Below are 19,447 nucleotides of genomic sequence, written 5' to 3'. Positions count from 1 at the left end.
CCATACTTTGAGCAAGATAATCAAGTAAGGCAATAATGATTTCTTCCTTGCTTGTAAAATGCCTGTAAATGGCACTTTCAGAAAATTTCATTTCCTTAGCCAAGTTCTTAATTGTTAGCCCACTTATTCCCGAAGCAGTCAGTATTTTACCTGCTGCTTCAATAATTTCAAGTTGTCTGTCAGAAATTGTTTCTGTTGTCATTTGATATATTTTATTCTGTTATAGATTTCATTTTTAAAAACGCAACACCTAACCAAATTACAGAAGCTGTCATAGCAATTGCACCAATTAATACTAAAACAGGAGGCACTCCAAAATATACCTCTGTTAATATTCCAATTGGCATTAGTAAACCAGTAAGTGCCAACCAAGAAATGGTTTTCACGCTTTGTAATTTGTCTCTGAAATGTAGGAGTAGATAACCAATTAGGATGTTTAGAAAGGCGAACAAGTTTCCGTGAACGTGAGCCAGTCTGCTTTCAAAGTGCTTTCCTATGCTGTATGAGTTTACCCATTCTTCTTTACCCGGAGCGAAGTCACGCAGGTAGATTAATAGAAAGCCGTAAGCCATAAAAAGCCCCATTGTCAGGAAGCCTATTGCAATGTTGTTTTTACCGTTCATCTTGTATATATTTTAAGTAAGTGAATATTCGCTCACAAAGATAGGTCTATTTTATTTATACCTGCAAGATTTTTTGAGAAAACTTTAAAATGTGACGAAAATCATCTTGGTGCGGTGGGTAATTGGCTCTTTTGGGGTTTGCCTGTGTGTCGGGTTGTGTGAGGGGGCAAACCCCAAATGTGCCAATGCGGGCTGGCTAAAATTATTTTTTAAAATGTGCGGAGGGAAAATTTTTAAAACCTTGCGTTGGCTTTAGTGTCGGCAAAATGGTCTGGTCGGTGTCGAGTTACAGCGAATTTGTCAACCGAGTTTCGGTCGCCCGAGATTTTATTTGGAAGTCAAAAGCCTGGTCGTTTTGGTGTCCGCTTGATGGTTGTAAGGGTCGTCATAGGCTTGCTTATAACTCTATAAAGTACGAAATTAATAGAAATAAAATAAAATTTGCATAATTTTTGCTTTTAAATATTTATATTGTTTAAAATCAAGACTATACACATAGTTATTAGTTGCGTATTCTTTACTAGTTTGAATTAGTTAGAATTGCGTATATTTGCTAGGCATTTTTAATTTTATTTATTAATCTCTGATTATTCATAAGAAGCCACAACGTGGCGAACTATATGATTTAGTTGTCCTGAAAGCTCTTCGTGACGATTTTGAATTTGTTTCAATCCCATACGTACGGGATTGAAATACAAATTCTTAATCGATTCTGCATTTTCTAATACGCTATTTGGCTTCTATAATTATCCAATTTCGGTTGACAGCTCATTGTACCATTTATACGTAAGATTGGTATTATATTTGTATTTTTATACGTTTAGAATCAGAGAATCATGGTCACTATACAGAATTATATCGATGGGAAGTTTTATCATGCGCAGTCTGGGGCAGTTCTAGATTTAGTGAATCCTTCTCTAGGACAAGTATACGGTAGCTTGCCAGATAGCGATGAATCCGATGTGAAGATGGCTATAGCTGCTGCTGATAGGGCTTGGCCGGCTTGGAAGGTCTTGAGTTACGAGCTGCGCTTTGATTGGTTATTGAAACTAGCCAATGGGATAGCGAATAGAATGCAAGAATTTGTGGAGGCGGAGTCGAGAGATAATGGCAAACCGCAGTGGCTAGCCGCACAGAGTGATATTCCTAGAGCTATATCGAATCTGAAATTTTTTGCTTCGGCACAGATGAATTTTCCCAGTGAGAGCCACCATACACCAGGTCAAGGCTTAAACTACACACTACGACAACCCATAGGCGTCGTCGGGTGTATTTCTCCGTGGAATCTACCTTTATATCTTTTTACATGGAAAATAGCGCCTGCCCTGGCTGCGGGTAATACCGTAGTGGCCAAGCCATCGGAAATCACCCCCTATACGGCTTATTTGCTATCTACCGTTTGCGAGGAAGTTGGATTTCCGAATGGTGTATTAAATATCGTGCATGGGCTGGGAGCTAAGGTAGGGCAGACTATTGTAGCAAGCAAGCAAGTAAAAGCCATAGCATTTACCGGTGGCACCGTCACAGGAAGAGCTATCAATATGGAATGTGCTAAACAATTTAAGAAAGTATCACTAGAGCTGGGTGGCAAGAACCCTAATATCATTTTTGATGATTGTGATTTTGAAGATATGATGGCTACGACCGTGCGTTCTTCTTTTATAAATCAAGGTCAGATCTGCCTCTGCGGAAGTAGAATTTTCATACAAAAGACTATTTATGATCGATTCAAGACAGAGTTTCTGGCAAGAATTCAAAAGCTGACCATCGGGAATCCTTCTACAGAGGTTAATATAGGAGCTGTGGTGAGTGAAGCACATATGAATAAGATACTCGGGTATATTGACTTAGCTAAGGAAGAAGGAGGTACTGTTTTGATAGGGGGCAAGCGCTATATTCCTGAGGGCGACTGCAAAAATGGTTATTTTGTAGAACCTACTGTTATAGAAGGATTAGGACATATGTGTAGACTCAATCAGGAGGAGATTTTCGGACCTGTGGTCACTCTGATTCCCTTTGACACGGAAGAGGATGCTATCCAAATGGCGAATAGCACACCCTACGGTCTCGCTTGTACCATCTGGACAGAAAATGTGAAAAAAGCCCATCGGGTGGCGGAGCGCATCGATTCTGGAATCGTCTGGGTCAATACCTGGATGGTCCGTGATTTACGCACGCCATTTGGTGGTATGAAGGAGAGTGGTATAGGCAGAGAAGGTGGATTTGAGGCTATGCGATTTTTTACGGAGACCAAGAATGTGTTTATAAAATATTGATAACTTTAAACAATTAATAGCCTAAAATAGCGTTAGCTTATAAAACTAAGAACTAATTTGCCTTGACACTATCGCTTGAAAAATACGAATAAGCTTACCATTTATCCATTGTTTGATACTATAGCCGCAGCTATAGCATGGGTTGTATTGTATTATTACCGAAAAACACTCTCCCCTTATCCTTATGAAATAAGATTGGACGAGTTTTTAAAGGATGAGACCTTTTACTTTAGCTTGATATTGATCCCCTTGTTTTGGCTAGTTCTCTATTTTTATTCAGGTTTTTACGGACATTTGTTCTTTAAATCTCGTTTTTGGGAAATCGTTAAAACCGCTATGGCCTCCTTGATAGGAGTTATCATTTTAAATTTTCTCTTCTTTTTGGACGATAGTTATTCAAAGGAAAATTTGTTCTATGTCGTCTTGACTTACTTTAGTTTGCACTTTAGCTTGACTATTTTCTTTAGAATTTGTATTCTCACCATAAATAAGTATTTGTATAGTGAGGAAAAGCGATACTTTAATTCTATTTTCGTGTTAAATGCAGTAGACGAGCAGCACTATTCGAATGATAAGCTTTGCGATTATAAAGATTTTGGATTTAAAAATATTGGCTACCTCTCTGATAAAGATACCAATGGCTGTCAGCTTCCTTATATAGGTAAGATTTCGGATTTAGAAAAAGTTATCCATTCTAATCAGGTAAATCAGGTCATTATAAACTCCACAGATGATAAGTTTATTCATTCGCTGATCAATCAGTTGGCTCCTTTTAATGTCATAGTCAAAACACCAGCAGATATCTATGATATTATCAATAAAAGTTATCGACTTTCAGACATCAATAGCCCTATTTTCTTAGAGGCCTATCCAGATAATATGCACCTCTTTGAGAAAAACATAAAATCTGCTCTGGATATTATGTTATCTATTCTAGCTATTATTCTATTGTTGCCTTTATTTTTAATCATTTCTTTAATCCTTAAAATCAGCAATGGCGGGGATGTATTTTATTGTCAGGAGCGCATAGGGAAAAATTTCAAACCGTTTTATATCTTGAAGTTTCGCTCTATGATATCGAATGCAGAAGCCAATACTCCCTTATTGGCTTCGAAAGAGGATGCTCGTATCACTCCGGTTGGCAGATTTCTTCGTAAATGGCGTTTGGACGAGATCCCTCAGTTTTTTAATGTTCTGAAGGGCGATATGAGTATCGTAGGCTATCGTGCTGAGCGAAAATATTTTATTGATCAAATATGTCAGGAAGCCCCATACTATCTTCATTTGATGAAAATCAAACCAGGCATTACTTCTCTGGGTATGGTGAAATATGGGTATGCCGAAAATGTGAAAGAGATGGTTCATCGCCTGAAATTCGATATGATTTATATTGAAAATATGAGCTTGGTGCTCGATGTGAAGATATTGATATATACATTTATTATTCTTTTTAAGGGTAAGGGGAAATGATAATTACTAGTTGCTAGTGACTAGTAACTAGTTTGGAGAGAGTATTTCTTCTATTTTCAAAAACATCTATCGTCTAATATCTAACATCTAATCTCAAGCATCCAAAATGTCCACCGAATTTAATCGCCTCTTATCCATAATGAATGATCTCAGGGAAAAATGCCCATGGGACAAAAAGCAGACGCTAGAGAGTCTATCTCATCTCACCATCGAGGAGGTCTATGAATTATATGATGCTATTTTAGAAAATAATCTTGATAATCTCAAAGAAGAGATAGCCGATATCATGCTTCATCTCGTATTTTACACGAAAATTATCCATGAAAAAGATGGCACGAGTATCGATGATATTTTGAAAAAAGGAAATGATAAACTCGTTCAAAGACATCCGCATGTCTATGATATTGTAAAGGATATTTCTGTAGAACAAGTCAAGGAGAATTGGGAAAATCTTAAACTCAAAGAAGGTAGAAAATCTATTCTAGGTGGCGTGCCTAAATCACTCCCTGCCATGGTCAAGGCTTATCGCATTCAAGATAAGGCAGCTCATGTAGGATTTCAATGGGACGATGTGAAAGGTGTTTTGGATAAATTAGAGGAAGAAATTGGAGAATTGAAAACTTCTATTCAACATAGTCAACAGCATGAGATAGAAGAGGAGATGGGCGATGTATTATTTAGTATGATCAATCTTGCTCGCTATATCAAAGTGGATCCCGAACTCGCTCTGCAGCGCACCAATCAAAAATTTATCAAACGTTTTCAATATATCGAAGACCATGCTGACAAACCCCTATCTGAAATGACACTTGAGGAAATGGATAGGTTGTGGAATGAGGCTAAAAAATTATTATAGTTAGCAAAATTCGGTATCTTTGCGTATAATTTAGATTATGAAATTCAGTTTATTTTTAATCGTCCTCACATTTGTAGTTTTTATTTTTTCTTGTGGTAAAAATACTTCTAATAGGTGTGTATCATGCACTTACATTAATTATAATAGTGTTACAAATAAGAATGATACTAATATATTTAAGACTTGTAAAATTGATGATTTAAATTATTCTTCGTATAGAAACGGAATAAGTCAAGGGAATAGCCGAATTATAACCGTAGAATTTAAGTCTGTAGATGAAATGCTAGATGCTAAGCTAAAATCCAATTATTGTAAGCAAGAATAATCTGTATCCAGCTTCCTACCCAAACAAAAACTCTATATCCTCTTCATTTAAATTCTTCACAAATCCTTCATCTTCGGAGATGAGTTCTTCACTGAGTTGTAGTTTTTTGGTTTGAAGTTGGATGATTTTTTCTTCGATGGTATCTTTACATATCATGCGATAAGCAAAAACATTTTTATCCTGACCTATACGATACACGCGGTCTATCGCTTGGTTCTCGACTTGTCTATTCCACCAAGGGTCGATGAGGAATACGTAATTAGCTTCCGTTAAAGTAAAACCTGAATTACCAGCTTTCAAACTTAGCAGAAAAACACGCACTGGATTTTCTTTGTCTTGAAATTTATTGATTTGTTCTTGACGCTTGATTTGTGGCGTACTGCCGTCAATGAGATAATAAGCTATTTCTTTTACCTTTAATTGTTGACCTATTTTATCTAAAGCACCTAAAAACTGCGAAAATACAATGACTTTATTATGAACTAAATTGCCTTCTAATTCTTCTATCAAGGTATCTATTTTTATAGATTCCTCCGTTTGGTGTTCATAGTCTTCTATAGGCACAGGTGAGCTACAGAGTTGGCGTAATTTCTGAATTCCGGCTAAGACATTCATCTTCGACTTCCCTAGTCCTTCTGATTTGATACTGACGAAAAGAGAGTTTTTAATATTATCTTTGACCTCATTGTAGTATCGTTTTTGAGCGCCGCCCATTTCACACCAGATGATAGATTCTGTTTTGGAAGGTAAATCTTTTGCTACTTGTTCCTTCGTTCGTCTCAATACAAATGGACTTGTCACGCGTTTGAGTTGTTCTATTTTTTCTTTATCCTTATCACGGTCTATCGGGTGCACGTACTCTTTGGAGAAAAATTCCTGGCTGCCAAAAAGCTGTGGAACGATGAATGATAATTGTGGAAACAAGTCCAACGTGTTATTCATGATAGGCGTACCGCTCAAGATAACTTTGGAATCTGCTTGAAGCCTCAGCACTGCCTTTGAAACTTGCGCTGTAGGGTTTTTTATATTATGGCTTTCGTCTAGCACGATGGTAGAAAATTGTAATCCTTCGAGAAGTTCTATATCCGCTCTGGCAGTCCCATAGCTAGTTATCAAAATATCAGCCTGATTCGTAGCGAGGTCTTCTATATTTCTATTAGACTGATGATAGACATGGGTTTTGAGTTCCGGGGCGAATTTTTCTATCTCTACTTTCCAATTATACATAAGAGATGAAGGGGAGATGATAAGTTGGATAGTATTAGGGCTTTGTTTCTTTTTGTAATCCAGAAAACAAATAGTCTGTAAGGTTTTACCCAAACCCATATCATCTGCTAGGCAAGCACCAGCGCCTATTTTACTCAGTAAGACCATCCATTCAAAACCTTTTTGCTGATAAGGTCGGAGTGTCGCTTTGACATCATTCGATATCGGATTAATGATTGCTTCACTATTTTGCCATTGATTCCATTTTTCCCACCAATCTTCTTCTATCACCTGTTCTTGGGAACTGTCTTGAAACTCGGAGAGCGTTCTATTGAATATCAAAATCCACTTGGGTACAGATAAAATATCTTTTTGAATTCGGCTATGTTTCACTAATAGTCCAAATTTTTCCAACCATTCATCGGTCAAAACGCCAATAGTATTATCGGAGAGCAATATACTCTTCTGCTTTGCCTGCAAGGCTTTTTGAAGCTCTAAATTATCAACTACTTCCTCGCCGAAATTTACTTTGAATTGAATAGACAGTAAGTTATTTTCTAATCCAAGTATGGAATATTTCGTTTCGATAGCGAAGCTAGAATAGCGAAAATTCCGCAACATATCCATACCTATAATAGCCACGTTTTTCGTGAGCATATTATGGTAAAAATTGAGAAACCAGTTTTTCTTTTTCGCTTCGGATACAGAGAGAAAATAGTAACCGTTCAATTGCTTTTCAAAATCAGCATACGTCGATTGTATCTCTTTGGTAAACTCAGACTCCTTTTCCTGAGAGCGTTTGACATAGATTTTTACTCCATTTTTATATAAAATATTTTCAGGTTTATAAGCTCCTTCTATTACGATGTCATCATAGTTATACTGCGGATGCAGCATGAGAAAATCAGAAGACTCTGTCAGGTATAGCTGATAGCTAGGCTCCACTTCTATATGTTCTTCAGGGAAGTGTTTATGGCGTTCTACTGCATATTTCTTTTCTAAATCCATTAAGATTTCTTCTGAGAATCCGACAGCATCATAATGATATTTTTCGAAATCGATTTTCTTAAGACGTGTTAGGGTTTGAAAATCCGTATTGTTGAAAACAAAGTATTCTGTTCCTTTTATGATGAGAAATTCAAATATTTCTACATCCTTCTCGGCATACTCATCCTCTTCGAGATAGACATATTTTTTAAGGTGTAGTTTTCCATCTTCATCTTTCATGACCTCAAATCTCAATCGAGGTTCATGAAAGTTTATGGATAAAGGTATATTGCGAATATTCCCTTCTTTGAACTGATGCTTAAAGGTGATTTTACATTCCCAAAAATTTCTTCGTATTTGCTGAAAGGTATCGAAGACATATTTGGTCATATACTGATTTACGTAGGCTGTCAGTCCAGTAGATAAACCCAGTTTTTCATAGTTTTCTTTATGCTGCGTTATTAGTTTTTGGTATTTTTTAAACTCAAAATTCTCCGCTATCAGATTCCAACTATCCAATTTATATCTCGCAATCACAGCACGATTTGGGATAGGTTCGGTATGATAGTCCACTTTGTCATCCTTTCGGGTAACAACCAATATCTCAAAAGGATTTTTGAGGTCTAGGAAGGCTTGTGTGGTGAAGGAGAGGCGGAGATCCAAGTTTAATTTTTAGTTTTGAATTTTTAATTTTGAATATTAAATTTTGGTATTACTACATCACTTTAAGGTTCATCAATTTGGTATTGAATAGAAGTAACAACAAAGTCATTATATTCGATAGTTAAATCATCACTATTATTATTAAATAGTTTAATACTATAGGTTTTTAAGTTATCTTTAAAGGAACAAGGAAATTTATTTATGAGAGTTTTGGTTGAATCCCCAATATTTATAAAATTATGTATTTTAAATTTTGAATTGTAAAGATAAAAGGCAATAATTCTATCATTTTCAAACACAATTCTATTTGGACCATAGAAATAATAATAACCCACTATGGAGTCATAATTTCTATGTTTTTTTAAAAAGTCTTTCTTTACCTTTCCGCAAATGGAAAAGCCTTCAATGTTTAATTCTTTGAAGTTGTCTTTTTCAGTGCATTCGGAGTCAAGTTTCCAAAGGTTATCAATTATTGTATCGATTTCAGTTTTATTCTTATTTGATTGTGTGATTGAATCAAAATTCATTGTTGTATTTTGAGATTCATACCTAATTTCATTACAACCAAATAGAGCTACAAAAGTAAATAAAGTAACAACCCACTGAAAGCTATTCAAAACTAAAAATTGAAAATTCAAAATTAAAAATACCCTTCCTTCTTTCTATCTTCCATGGCGGTTTCGGAGCGTTTGTCATCGGCTCGGGTACCACGCTCTGTGGAAAGAGATGCGGCTATTTCTTGAATGACTTCGTCGAGATTGGAGGCTTCAGATAGATAGGCTCCAGTAATGGTTATGTCACCCATGGTGCGAAAGCGAATCATCTTTTCTTCGATTACTTCGTTTTCTTTAGTTTGGGTATAGGGACTTTCTGAAAGCCAAGTTCCATCGCGGTTAAAGACTCGTCTCTTATGCGCAAAATAAAGTGAAGGCAATAGAATTTTTTCTTTGGCTATGTATTGCCATACATCGAGTTCAGTCCAGTTGGAAATAGGGAAGACTCGGAAGTGTTCACCGAGATGTTTTCTTCCATTAAATATATTCCAAAGCTCTGGTCGTTGATTCTTAGGATCCCATTGACCGAATTCATCACGGTGAGAGAAGAAGCGTTCTTTGGCTCTGGCCTTCTCTTCATCGCGACGCGCACCACCAATGAGGGCGTCGAACTTATGCGTTTCGATAGCTTGTAAAAGAGTAGGTATCTGAGCTATATTTCTGGAAGCATTGACTCCTTTCTCATCATTCGCCATACCTTTGTCTATCATTTCTTGCACATGGCCTACTATCAGTCGAGCATTGAATTCTTTGGCTAGATTGTCTCTATAATCCAGTGTTTCTTGAAAATTGTGCCCAGTATCAATATGTAAAAGTGGAAAAGGAATGTTGGCAGGATAAAAAGCTTTTCGGGCCAGGTAACTGACGACGATACTATCCTTGCCACCTGAAAATAGGATAGCTGGATTTTCAAACTGAGCGGCTACTTCGCGAATGACAAAAATAGCTTCCGCTTCGAGTTCTTCTAAATGGTTGAGGGAATAGGAGGACACGTTTTAATTGTGATTTTATAATTTTTAATATGGCAAATATAAATTAAATACGTTGGATTTATGGTAGTCAATTTCGTCTACTTTAAATTTTAATTATGGAGAATTCGACATAATTAAAATGGTCTTAAATCCCCATTTTCATTCTTTCTGCATATACCACAGAATTCTGCTTCATTTTCTGTGTTCCCGCACCATTTGCAACCTCTAGGATTTCTAAGTCCATAACCTGAGATGATAAAATAGGCAATAAGCGGAGTTATTATAACGCATAGAAATAATGCCCAAAAGAAATTAATTTTCCTCAATTTACTTTCTTGCCAACACATTGCAAAAGCTAAACCCCATCCGATTAGACCATACAATAGTATTATGTGTTCCCCTTTAAACAAAACCTAGAGTTTTAAATTCATAATTTGTAGCACTGCTTCTTCTACTTTGACCTTGTCTGTATCTACAATCAAATCTGAATGAAGTCCGTCTTCAAATTCTGCGTTGACCCCAGTTAAATTAGCCATTTTGCCTTCCATTGCCATTTTGTAAAAACCCTTAGTATCTCGCTCCATGAGCGTTTCGAGTGATGTCTTAATGTACACTTCGACAAAATCCTTGCCTATGATTTCTCTTGCAAGTTTTCGCATAGAATTAAGTGGACAAACGAAACAACAAATAACGATAACACCATTTTGAACAAGGATTTTAGCTACTTCAGCAGCTCGTCGAATATTCTCTGCGCGGTCTTCGGTAGAAAAACCCAAACCAGAATTCAATCCTGAACGCAAATTGTCGCCATCTAAAACAATGACAAATTTACCTTGTGCATATAATTGTTTTTCAAGTTCTACAGCAATGGTCGTCTTGCCACTACCACTCTGACCATAGAGCCAATATACCTTTCCATTCTGGTTGAGAAGTATTTCTTTTTTATCTCTTGTAACTAGCCTTTCAAATACTGGAAATAAATCTTTCAACTTGTTGAAATTAAATTTGGCACAAAGGCACTACGAATTACTGACTACTGAGAACTGCCTACTGATAACTAAACAAAAGCATTAATACCCGTAATATCATTACCCGTAATGAGCAAATGCACGTCATGCGTACCCTCATAGGTAATAACAGATTCAAGATTGGCTGCATGACGCATCATAGGAAATTCACCCATGATGCCCATACCTCCTAAAACTTGTCTTAACTCTCTAGCAATAGTCAGGGCAGTGTGAACATTATTTCTCTTGGCCATGGAAATTTGAGCAGGTGTAGCCCTGTTTTCATTTTTCAGCACACCTAGTCTCCATACCATCAATTGGGCTTTGGTGATTTCGGTAATAGCCTCGGCTAACTTTTTCTGTTGCAACTGGAAGCCTGCTATGGGTCTGCCAAACTGCTCACGTTGCAAGGAATATTTAAGGGCCACTTCATAACAATTAATCGCTGCACCCAGAACTCCCCATGATATACCATATCTTGCCGAATTGAGACAAGATAAAGGACCTTTTAGACCTTTGATGTTTGGGAAAATATTTTCCTTAGGTACTTTTACATTATCAAAAGCTAACTCACCTGTAGCACTGGCTCTTAGCGACCATTTGTTGTGTGTTTCAGGAGAGGTAAAGCCTTCCATACCTCTTTCCACTACTAATCCTCTGATAACTCCTTCTTCATCTTTTGCCCAAACAACGGCTATATCAGCGAGGGGAGAATTGGTGATCCACATTTTAGCTCCATTAAGAATATAATGATCTCCCGCATCTTTAATTTTCGTTTCCATTCCGTTCGGATTGGAGCCATGATTAGGTTCTGTTAATCCGAAGCACCCAATCATTTCACCCGTAGCGAGCTTGGGCAAATACTTTCTTTTCTGTTCTTCACTTCCGAAGCTAAAAATTGGATACATGACCAAGCTAGACTGCACAGAAGCAGCTGATCGAACAGCGCTATCTCCTCGCTCAAGCTCTTGCATGATAAGTCCATAGGCTATTTGGTCTAGACCTGCACCTCCATATTCTTCTGGGATATATGGTCCTAATGCACCTATGGCACCCAAATTTTTCATCAGGTTGGGAATCGGAATATGTTTATGTGCATGTTCGTCTATGATAGGCATTATTTCCTTGTCTACATAGTCTCGAACCGTTTGACGAATCATTTTGTGTTCGTCTGTTAGCAATTCATCTACTAAAAAATAGTCTGTGGTAGCGTTCATTTGTGAATTTTTAATTCTAAATTTTTAATTTTAAATATTTTCTTGGGAGGTTTTAATAAATTTAGTTAGAATTTTAATTAATTCTTCGCAATCTGATTTCAGGTTTCTTAAGTCTAGGTCTTGATTGTAATATTCTATTAAACGCAGCCAATAAAAACTTTCACGTGCTTCTTTTGAGGAAATAGCTATTTTGTTGACGAAATCTTTTTTTGAAACTCCAGCGGTAGCTTCTTCCATATTAGCTCCAATACTAGTGGCACTTCTTAAAAATTGCTTTGATAGAACGAATTCTTTATTTTCAACTAACTCTTTGTATAAATCAATTGATTTAATAGCAAATTGAAAGGATTTATCTCTAATAATGTTTTCCTTCATTTATTCAAAATTAAGAATTCAAAATTCAAAATTAACTGATGCTATTTATTACAGTTGTCTGTCCACTATTTTCATAATGATTTAAACTCTGCACAGAAGTCCTTTCTATTTTTCTAGGTCCATCTATCGTCCAGTCGGCATTATCTTTTTTATCAAAACGGCAAGTATTGCATATCCAGTTTTCCACCTCGCCCCATTTGTCTTTGCGGGCAGAGACTCGTATGATTTCGTCTCCTTTTTTATGTACTACTGTTTTTCCACAGCACTTGTCACATTCTCTGTGCGCATCAAATTGATTAGTGAACCATACGCGAGACTTAAAGCGGAAGGTTCTATCTGTGAGCGCTCCTACAGGGCACACATCGATGATATTTCCTATAAATTCATTGTCGAGCGATTCTCCTATCAAGGTACTTATTTCTGCTTTATCACCTCTGAATAGGACGCCATGCTCCCGTCTATCACATAGCTGATTAGCTGCGAATACACAGCGGTAGCATACAATGCATCGTTCTTTATTCAGCGAAATATAGTCTCCTATTTCTTCTTCTTCAAACTCTTGACGTTTGAAATCATAACGACTGCCAGCTTTACCATGTTCAAAGGCCAAGTCTTGTAAATGGCATTCTCCTGCCTGGTCACATACAGGGCAATCGAGAGGGTGATTAATCAATAATAGCTCTGTGACGCCGGCTCTAGCTTCTTGCACCTTAGGACTTGATTTTACCTCTACTACCATGCCGTCCATCACATTTGTTTTGCAGGAAGGAACTAGTTTAGGCATAGGTCTAGGATCTTTTTCGCTACCTGCTGCTACACGAACCAAGCAAGTGCGACACTTTCCACCACTTTCTGTCAGAGGAGTATAGAAGCACATAGCTGGTGGTACACTATCATTATCTAGCATTCTAGCTGCCTGAAGTATAGTTGTACCAGCTGGAACCATAATTTCTACACCGTCTATCGTTACCTTGACATTTTGAACTTCACTCATAATTTTCACTATCGAATTTAGAATTTACAAATATATTGATTTTAGGTAAAAATGAGTCTTAATTCAGTGATTCAATTTAATATACGTTTTGTTATCCTAAATATTTGAAAAACAATAAAATTGACGTGTGTGTAGAATAGTATAATTTATTTCTTATATTTACGTTTGATAACAAAAGCGTATTTTATGTTAAGGCTAGCTGTGATTTCTTTAGTGCTGTTTATAGTATCTTGCTCCAGACAAATCAAGATAATGGAAAACAATAAAACGTTAGTATCTATTGATCAATTTCCTAAATCGGATACCATGATAATGGTTAAGGATTATTTTATAAAATATCATGAAGAAGGTCCTTATATAATTGGCACTATAGAGTCTCCTTTTTCAGATGGAAATGGCAAGTTTAAGTCTAGTAAATCTGTGACAATTGATATATCCGATGGTAAACTTTCTATTTTTTAGTTTCCTTGACTATGAGTTTTGGGAATATACTATCTGCTATAGGTAGGTTGATTTTATAATTTGAATATATCATAGTAATGGTACCCGTTTTTTCATCTTTATCTTCTTTTTTAGGCCCAAGTCCTTTGCCTTTAGGTGCTTTAAAGTTTTCTAGATAAAAAACAACTTTATCGGGCAAACCATAATTAGACATTGTTTTGAAGAAATTTTCCATTTTGACAGTACCTCTCCTAGTGGTTAATTCTACTTTATATGGACAATAGTTGCTTTGGCTTATCCAAAGTTTACCCAAGATAAAATCAGCCTCCCCATTAGGTATGATATTAATGACGTGACACTTTTGTCCATTGACCGTCTCAGTTGAGTTAAGTAGGCAATTATATTTTGTATTATCTCCAAGATAACTGTATATCTTCATTGGATTCTCATTAGGGACGAAGGCTATACCATCCACTTTGACACGGTATTTATCCGGAGACTTATAATATACCTTACCTGCTAAATTTTTAATATTTACAGAAGGTATATCGAAAATGAAATTGACATCATTAGAGTAGGAGGATAGTTTTTTAAACTGATTATAGGATTTCTTTACTATTTCTGCCGCTGATTGACTTTGCAGATTCACTGAGATTAGAATAATAAATAGAATGGCAATTCTCATTGTGTGATATCTTTTTTAGTAAATGAATAAAAGGCTAGAACGAAAAATCCTCCAATATAGGCAAGTAATATTCCAATGGACTTATACAATTCATTAAACTTAGGGTGTAGTTCGAAGCAATAATTCCATAGACTCATATGCTTAGTAAATAAAACCTCCTGAATAGGTTCAAATACTTCAAAGGTTAAAGCTCCAAATATTAAAAATACAATATTTATAACCATGGTGATAACAATCGGTGCTACGGAGTTCTCCATATAACTTGAAAGCATAAAAGCCAAATTACTGATGACTGTTAGGCTTAGATAGGACAATGCAATGGCTTTGGTAAAACGAATGAGTAGTTCGCTCTTTTCTAATACGGATATTTCACTGCCATAGACTATCATGTCACCATTTCCAAACAAAAATCGAGAAAGTAATAGCCCAAATATATAAATAACTATAATGACAAGTAAAAGATAGAGTTGATTGGCGAGCCATTTAGCTAAGAAAATTTTCCAACGAGAAGCTGGTTTTACCATTAAAGCGCGTATTGTACCTGTATTCATTTCACCTGAAATCGAATCTCCGGATACCAAGGCAACAATAATAGGAAGGTGAACGTATAGCATCTGCAGCACCATATAGCAAATCATATTGCCATTGAGGGAGAGATTTTCTACAGTGACTCCACCTCCCAGCATAGCTTTTATCGTTCCTCCAATATCGTCTTTATTCAAATGATAGCCAAATTGAATGAGACCGATTAATAAAACTATGGCTATAATACCTATATAAGTTCTCGGTTTGGCAAAGGTTTTATATAACTCTACAAACAATAAATTTCCCATATCAATTCTCTGTCAATTTTAAGAATAAATCCTCTAGTTTCTTACGTGTATAGAAATTTTGAATAGGTTCGTCCATTAGGATAATATCCTTATGCATTGTTGCCACCTCATTCATGGTTGATTTCATAAGAATATGATTTTCGGAAACAGATTCTAACTGCGAATTGTAGACCGAATTTTTAATTTTCTCAGCCAGTCGGTTTATTTCAGTAGTCTCTATATTGACCATGACATCGGAACCATGCAGTAGCTCTTTTGCACTGCCTTGTATCACATTGACGCCTTTATCTATAATGATGAGACTATCTACAATTAATTCTACTTCTGATAAAATATGCGAAGAAATGATGATCGTTTTTTTCATTTCGTTTTTCATTCGAAGAATGAGCTGACGAAGTTCAATCATTCCCCTAGGGTCAAGTCCATTGGAGGGTTCATCTAGGATAATTATTTCCGGATCGTGAATAAGCGCTGCAGCTATCCCCAGTCTTTGTTTCATACCTTGCGAACAAGCTTTGAATTTGACTTTTTCTTTTCCTTTTAATCCTACCAATTCCAAACTATCATAGATTACCTTCTTTGTAGGATTCTTATTGTAAAGCATAGCGCTGAGTTTGAGATTGGTCTCTAAACTCAAATTTTTATAGAAATCAGGCTTCTCCACTATGCACCCCACCGAACTCAAAAACTCACTTCGACATTCATTGATATTTTTTCCTTTAAATAGTATTTCGCCACTATCAGGTTTTATTAGTGTTAGCAAGCAACGAATTGTAGTGGATTTCCCAGCACCATTGCATCCAAGAAATCCAAAAATCTCACCTTGGTTCACAGTTAGACTCACTCCATTCAAGGCTTTGAATTTCTTGAAGGATTTGTGGAGGTTCCTAATTTCTAGGATAGGGTTTTTCAAGCAAAAAATATTATTCAAAATTAAGAATTAAAAATTCAAAATTACCCAAACGCTCGCTCCATCAAATCCTGCAATTCTAATAAATGCTGTTTTTTGTTTCCTGTGGCAGGGGAGGAGGAGGTTTTGCGTGCAACCACTTTGTAAACGACTTCGCCTTTCATTCGGTATTGTCTATCGAGAAGATAAGTCCAAGCACCCATATTGGCAGGTTCTTCCTGTACCCATACATGCTCTGCTTTTTTATACTTTTCAAATACAGCCTCTACCTGATTGATAGGAATAGGGTAGAGCTGTTCCAAACGAACGATGGCTATATCATCTCGCTTGTCTGCTTCTTTTTTAGCCAAGAGTTCGTAATATATTTTACCTGAACAATGTAGCACGCGCTTCACTTTTTTGACATCCGCCTTGGTATCATCTATTAGTTCTTGAAATTCTCCATTTAAGATTTCTTCCACTGGACTGACACAGCTAGGATGTCTTAATAATGATTTTGGAGACATTACGATAATAGGAATTCTAAAATTCCTGGCTAATTGACGGCGTATGGCGTGGAAATAATTGGCTGGGGTAGTAATGTTACATACTTGTACGTTGAATTCTGCGCATTGTTGGAGAAATCGCTCCATGCGAGCACTCGAGTGCTCAGGTCCCTGACCTTCGTAGCCATGGGGTAAAAGTAAAACCATACCGGAATTGATTTTCCATTTGGTCTCACTCGACATCAAAAACTGATCGATGATAATTTGTGCACCGTTTGAAAAATCACCGAATTGCGCTTCCCATATGACCAAATTATCTGGACTGGCTATGGAGTAGCCAAAATCAAAACCTAAAACGGCATATTCTGACAATAAGGAATTGAAGATATGCGCCTGTGCTTGCTTATCAGATATGGCATTGAGTCGATTGTGTTCTTGATTATTGTTCTGGTCAAATATACAGGCATGTCTATGCGAAAAAGTTCCGCGCTTGACATCCTCACCTGATAATCGCACAATTTTTCCTTCTTTCAATAAAGAGCCATAGGCCAATAATTCTCCGGCTTGCCAGTCCAGTTCTCGCTTATCTAGCATACGAGATTTCCAGTCTGCCATTTGCTTTTCTATCTTTTTCAAGGGAGAAAAATTAGCTGGAATATTCGTGATTTTATCAGCAATTAATTTAAAATCCGCTTCTGAAATAGCAGTCTTAGGACTGGTTTCAAAATCTAAAGCTCTTGCTTTTTGCATTTTCATCCAAGCCTTTTCATGAGGCCTATAGACATAGTCTTTCGTTTCTTCCTTTACCTTATTTAATTTATCTTGAAGGTCATCGTAGAGTTCTTTATCTAGCTTTTTTACCATATCTGCCTCTACGGTGCCTAATTGCGAAAGATAATCTGCATAGACGTCTCGTGGATTTTTCTTTTTCGCTATTATATTGTAAAGCTCTGGTTGGGTGTATTTCGGATCATCGCTTTCGTTGTGTCCATGCTTGCGATAACAAACCATATCTATAAATACATCCTTCTTGAATTTTTGACGATATTCTGCTGCTATTTCACAGGCAAATATGACGTCTTCTACACTATCTCCATTCACATGGAAAACAGGGCAATTGAGCATAGCTGCTATAGCCGTGCAATAATCGGAAGAGCGCGCATCGTCCCAATCCGTGGTAAATCCTATTTGGTTATTGATGACAAAATGTATAGATCCAAAATTACGATATCCCTTCAACTGAGACATTTGAATCACCTCTTGACCGATTCCTTGTCCAGCTATAGCTGCATCTCCATGAATGATAATAGGTAACACTTTAGAGTAATCCGATTGATATTCGATATCTGCCTTTGCTCTTGAAAATCCTAGAACGACAGGGTTTACAGCCTCTAAGTGAGACGGATTTGCTAATAAGTTGACATATAAATCTCCCTGAGGTGTAGGCCACATAGAGGAGAAACCCTTGTGATACTTCACATCACCATCCCCTGCTGCAGAGTCTATATTGGTTCCTTCAAATTCAGTAAAAATCTCTTCATAGGTTTTTTTCATGATATTGACCAAGACATTGAGGCGACCTCGGTGCGCCATTCCTATGACTACTTCTTTAGAACCTAGTTCTCCCGTCTTATCGATAATAGCCTCTAGTGCAGGAATCGTACTTTCACCACCTTCGATGGAAAATCGCTTTTCACCTATAAATTTTTTACCTAGAAACTCTTCGAAAACCACGGCTTTATTAAGAGATTTCAGGGTCTTATGTTGTTTATCTGTACTGAATTTTTTATCTAAATATCTCTTTTCTGCTACATCTTTTAACCACTGGTATTCTTCCTCATTGCGAACTGACTGTAATTCAAAACCGATTTTGCTGACATATATTTTATGTAGTCGATCAAGAATAGCCTGTAGGCTAGCTGCGCCTAATCCCAATTCACTTCCTACTGTAAACGTTTTATTCAAATCTGCTTCCGTCAGTCCAAAATGAGAGAGGGAAGTTTGAAAACCTCGGTCCTTTCTTTTGCGCAATGGGTTGGTATCTGCTATCAGATGGGCATAATGCCTGTAGTATTGTATGAGGTGAAAGACTTTAAATTCGTCCGATGAAAAACTGGAAGAACTGCCACTTTGGCTAGATTCTCGTCCTACAGCGAAATCAAATCCGTCAAAAAATTTCTTAAACTCGGGATCTATAGAGCTTGGATTCGATTTGTAATCATTGTAAAGTCCTTCTATCACAGAAGGGTGTGCATTGGAAATAAAAGAAAATTGGCTAGTCATAATATAGCTAAAAGCTTGAAAATACGATAAAAAGCAAAGCTAAAGAATATTCGACAGAATAAGAAATGAAGTATAGGTATTTAACAATAATTTGGGGAAGGTAGTTTTTCACAGAATGCACGGAATGAACTGAAGCATAAACAGATTTATCCCAAATTTTAAGAAAACAATCGTCTTTTGACAAAACAGAGCTAACATAGCTCCGGTGAGCAAGGCCTATGTTTAAAATGGTGATTTAATCCCCTCCCAAATTTTGGTTGAAATGCAAAAAGGCTTCGATAATTCG

General features: G+C 36.7%; 18 protein-coding genes. 5 read left to right on the top strand and 13 right to left on the bottom strand.

Translation table 11 applies throughout. The annotated features are described in order from the left end of the window. Window positions 1–202 (bottom strand): TetR/AcrR family transcriptional regulator (locus JNL75_00505; GenBank protein ID MBL7788293.1); only part of this gene is annotated, 202 nt, incomplete at its 3' end. Between the two features lie 10 nt (window positions 203–212). Further along, window positions 213–623 (bottom strand): hypothetical protein, encoded by a 411-nt coding sequence (locus JNL75_00500; protein ID MBL7788292.1) that lies wholly within the window; start codon window positions 621–623, stop codon window positions 213–215. Between the two features lie 836 nt (window positions 624–1,459). On the opposite strand from JNL75_00500, the gene JNL75_00495 reads away from it, so the two are divergent. From JNL75_00495 to JNL75_00480, 4 genes are all read left to right on the top strand, one after another. Then, complete coding sequence (locus JNL75_00495; GenBank protein MBL7788291.1) at window positions 1,460–2,899, top strand: aldehyde dehydrogenase; 1,440 nt, start codon at window positions 1,460–1,462, stop codon at window positions 2,897–2,899. 75 nt (window positions 2,900–2,974) lie between these two features. After that, window positions 2,975–4,369, top strand: a complete 1,395-nt coding sequence (locus JNL75_00490; GenBank protein MBL7788290.1) for an exopolysaccharide biosynthesis polyprenyl glycosylphosphotransferase — start codon at window positions 2,975–2,977, stop codon at window positions 4,367–4,369. A gap of 106 nt (window positions 4,370–4,475) precedes the next feature. Further along, a complete protein-coding gene (gene mazG / locus JNL75_00485; GenBank protein ID MBL7788289.1) occupies window positions 4,476–5,225 on the top strand; it encodes a nucleoside triphosphate pyrophosphohydrolase in 750 nt (249 codons plus the stop codon). Between the two features lie 37 nt (window positions 5,226–5,262). Beyond that, window positions 5,263–5,550 carry a hypothetical protein gene (locus tag JNL75_00480; GenBank protein MBL7788288.1) on the top strand — a complete coding sequence of 96 codons (288 nt, stop codon included), beginning with the start codon at window positions 5,263–5,265 and terminating at the stop codon, window positions 5,548–5,550. Window positions 5,551–5,565: 15 nt separating this feature from the next. Here the strand turns inward: JNL75_00480 and JNL75_00475 are convergent, their stop codons facing one another. The 7 genes from JNL75_00475 to JNL75_00445 all read right to left on the bottom strand — a co-directional run bounded on the left by JNL75_00475 (window position 5,566) and on the right by JNL75_00445 (window position 13,524). After that, window positions 5,566–8,406: an ATP-dependent helicase gene (locus tag JNL75_00475; protein ID MBL7788287.1), complete on the bottom strand. Its 2,841-nt coding sequence runs from the start codon at window positions 8,404–8,406 to the stop codon at window positions 5,566–5,568. Between the two features lie 62 nt (window positions 8,407–8,468). Beyond that, window positions 8,469–9,044 carry a hypothetical protein gene (locus tag JNL75_00470; protein ID MBL7788286.1) on the bottom strand — a complete coding sequence of 192 codons (576 nt, stop codon included), beginning with the start codon at window positions 9,042–9,044 and terminating at the stop codon, window positions 8,469–8,471. Window positions 9,045–9,046: 2 nt separating this feature from the next. After that, window positions 9,047–9,952, bottom strand: coding sequence for a sulfate adenylyltransferase subunit CysD (cysD, locus tag JNL75_00465; protein ID MBL7788285.1), 906 nt, complete (start codon window positions 9,950–9,952; stop codon window positions 9,047–9,049). A gap of 392 nt (window positions 9,953–10,344) precedes the next feature. Beyond that, window positions 10,345–10,920, bottom strand: a complete 576-nt coding sequence (gene cysC / locus JNL75_00460) for an adenylyl-sulfate kinase (GenBank protein ID MBL7788284.1) — start codon at window positions 10,918–10,920, stop codon at window positions 10,345–10,347. A gap of 68 nt (window positions 10,921–10,988) precedes the next feature. Further along, complete coding sequence (locus tag JNL75_00455) at window positions 10,989–12,155, bottom strand: acyl-CoA dehydrogenase family protein (protein MBL7788283.1); 1,167 nt, start codon at window positions 12,153–12,155, stop codon at window positions 10,989–10,991. Window positions 12,156–12,185: 30 nt separating this feature from the next. Further along, window positions 12,186–12,530, bottom strand: coding sequence for a four helix bundle protein (locus JNL75_00450; GenBank protein MBL7788282.1), 345 nt, complete (start codon window positions 12,528–12,530; stop codon window positions 12,186–12,188). A 31-nt stretch (window positions 12,531–12,561) separates the two neighbouring features. Further along, the gene (locus JNL75_00445; GenBank protein ID MBL7788281.1) at window positions 12,562–13,524 is read right to left on the bottom strand and encodes a (2Fe-2S)-binding protein; all 963 of its coding nucleotides are present in this window, start codon (window positions 13,522–13,524) and stop codon (window positions 12,562–12,564) included. A gap of 252 nt (window positions 13,525–13,776) precedes the next feature. Here JNL75_00445 and JNL75_00440 point away from each other — a divergent pair, with 252 nt between their 5' ends. Then, window positions 13,777–13,986: a hypothetical protein gene (locus tag JNL75_00440; GenBank protein ID MBL7788280.1), complete on the top strand. Its 210-nt coding sequence runs from the start codon at window positions 13,777–13,779 to the stop codon at window positions 13,984–13,986. On the opposite strand, the gene JNL75_00435 is transcribed toward JNL75_00440, so the two are convergent. Genes JNL75_00435 through JNL75_00420 form a run of 4 tightly spaced genes read right to left on the bottom strand, consistent with a single transcriptional unit; the run spans window position 13,976 to window position 19,161 of the window. Next, the gene (locus JNL75_00435) at window positions 13,976–14,650 is read right to left on the bottom strand and encodes an outer membrane lipoprotein-sorting protein (GenBank protein MBL7788279.1); all 675 of its coding nucleotides are present in this window, start codon (window positions 14,648–14,650) and stop codon (window positions 13,976–13,978) included. The two genes, JNL75_00440 and JNL75_00435, sit on opposite strands and share 11 nt — an antisense overlap. Continuing rightward, the gene (locus tag JNL75_00430) at window positions 14,647–15,483 is read right to left on the bottom strand and encodes an ABC transporter permease subunit (GenBank protein ID MBL7788278.1); all 837 of its coding nucleotides are present in this window, start codon (window positions 15,481–15,483) and stop codon (window positions 14,647–14,649) included. The genes JNL75_00435 and JNL75_00430 overlap by 4 nt, the downstream gene beginning before the upstream one ends. 1 nt (window position 15,484) lies before the next feature. Further along, a complete protein-coding gene (locus JNL75_00425; protein MBL7788277.1) occupies window positions 15,485–16,414 on the bottom strand; it encodes an ABC transporter ATP-binding protein in 930 nt (309 codons plus the stop codon). Window positions 16,415–16,437: 23 nt separating this feature from the next. Beyond that, the gene (locus JNL75_00420) at window positions 16,438–19,161 is read right to left on the bottom strand and encodes a 2-oxoglutarate dehydrogenase E1 component (GenBank protein ID MBL7788276.1); all 2,724 of its coding nucleotides are present in this window, start codon (window positions 19,159–19,161) and stop codon (window positions 16,438–16,440) included. Window positions 19,162–19,447 lie beyond the last annotated feature (286 nt).

This window comes from Chitinophagales bacterium, from assembly GCA_016787225.1.
Lineage (GTDB): Bacteria > Bacteroidota > Bacteroidia > Chitinophagales > JADJOU01 > CHPMRC01.
This window is presented reverse-complemented; position numbering and strand designations above follow the sequence as displayed.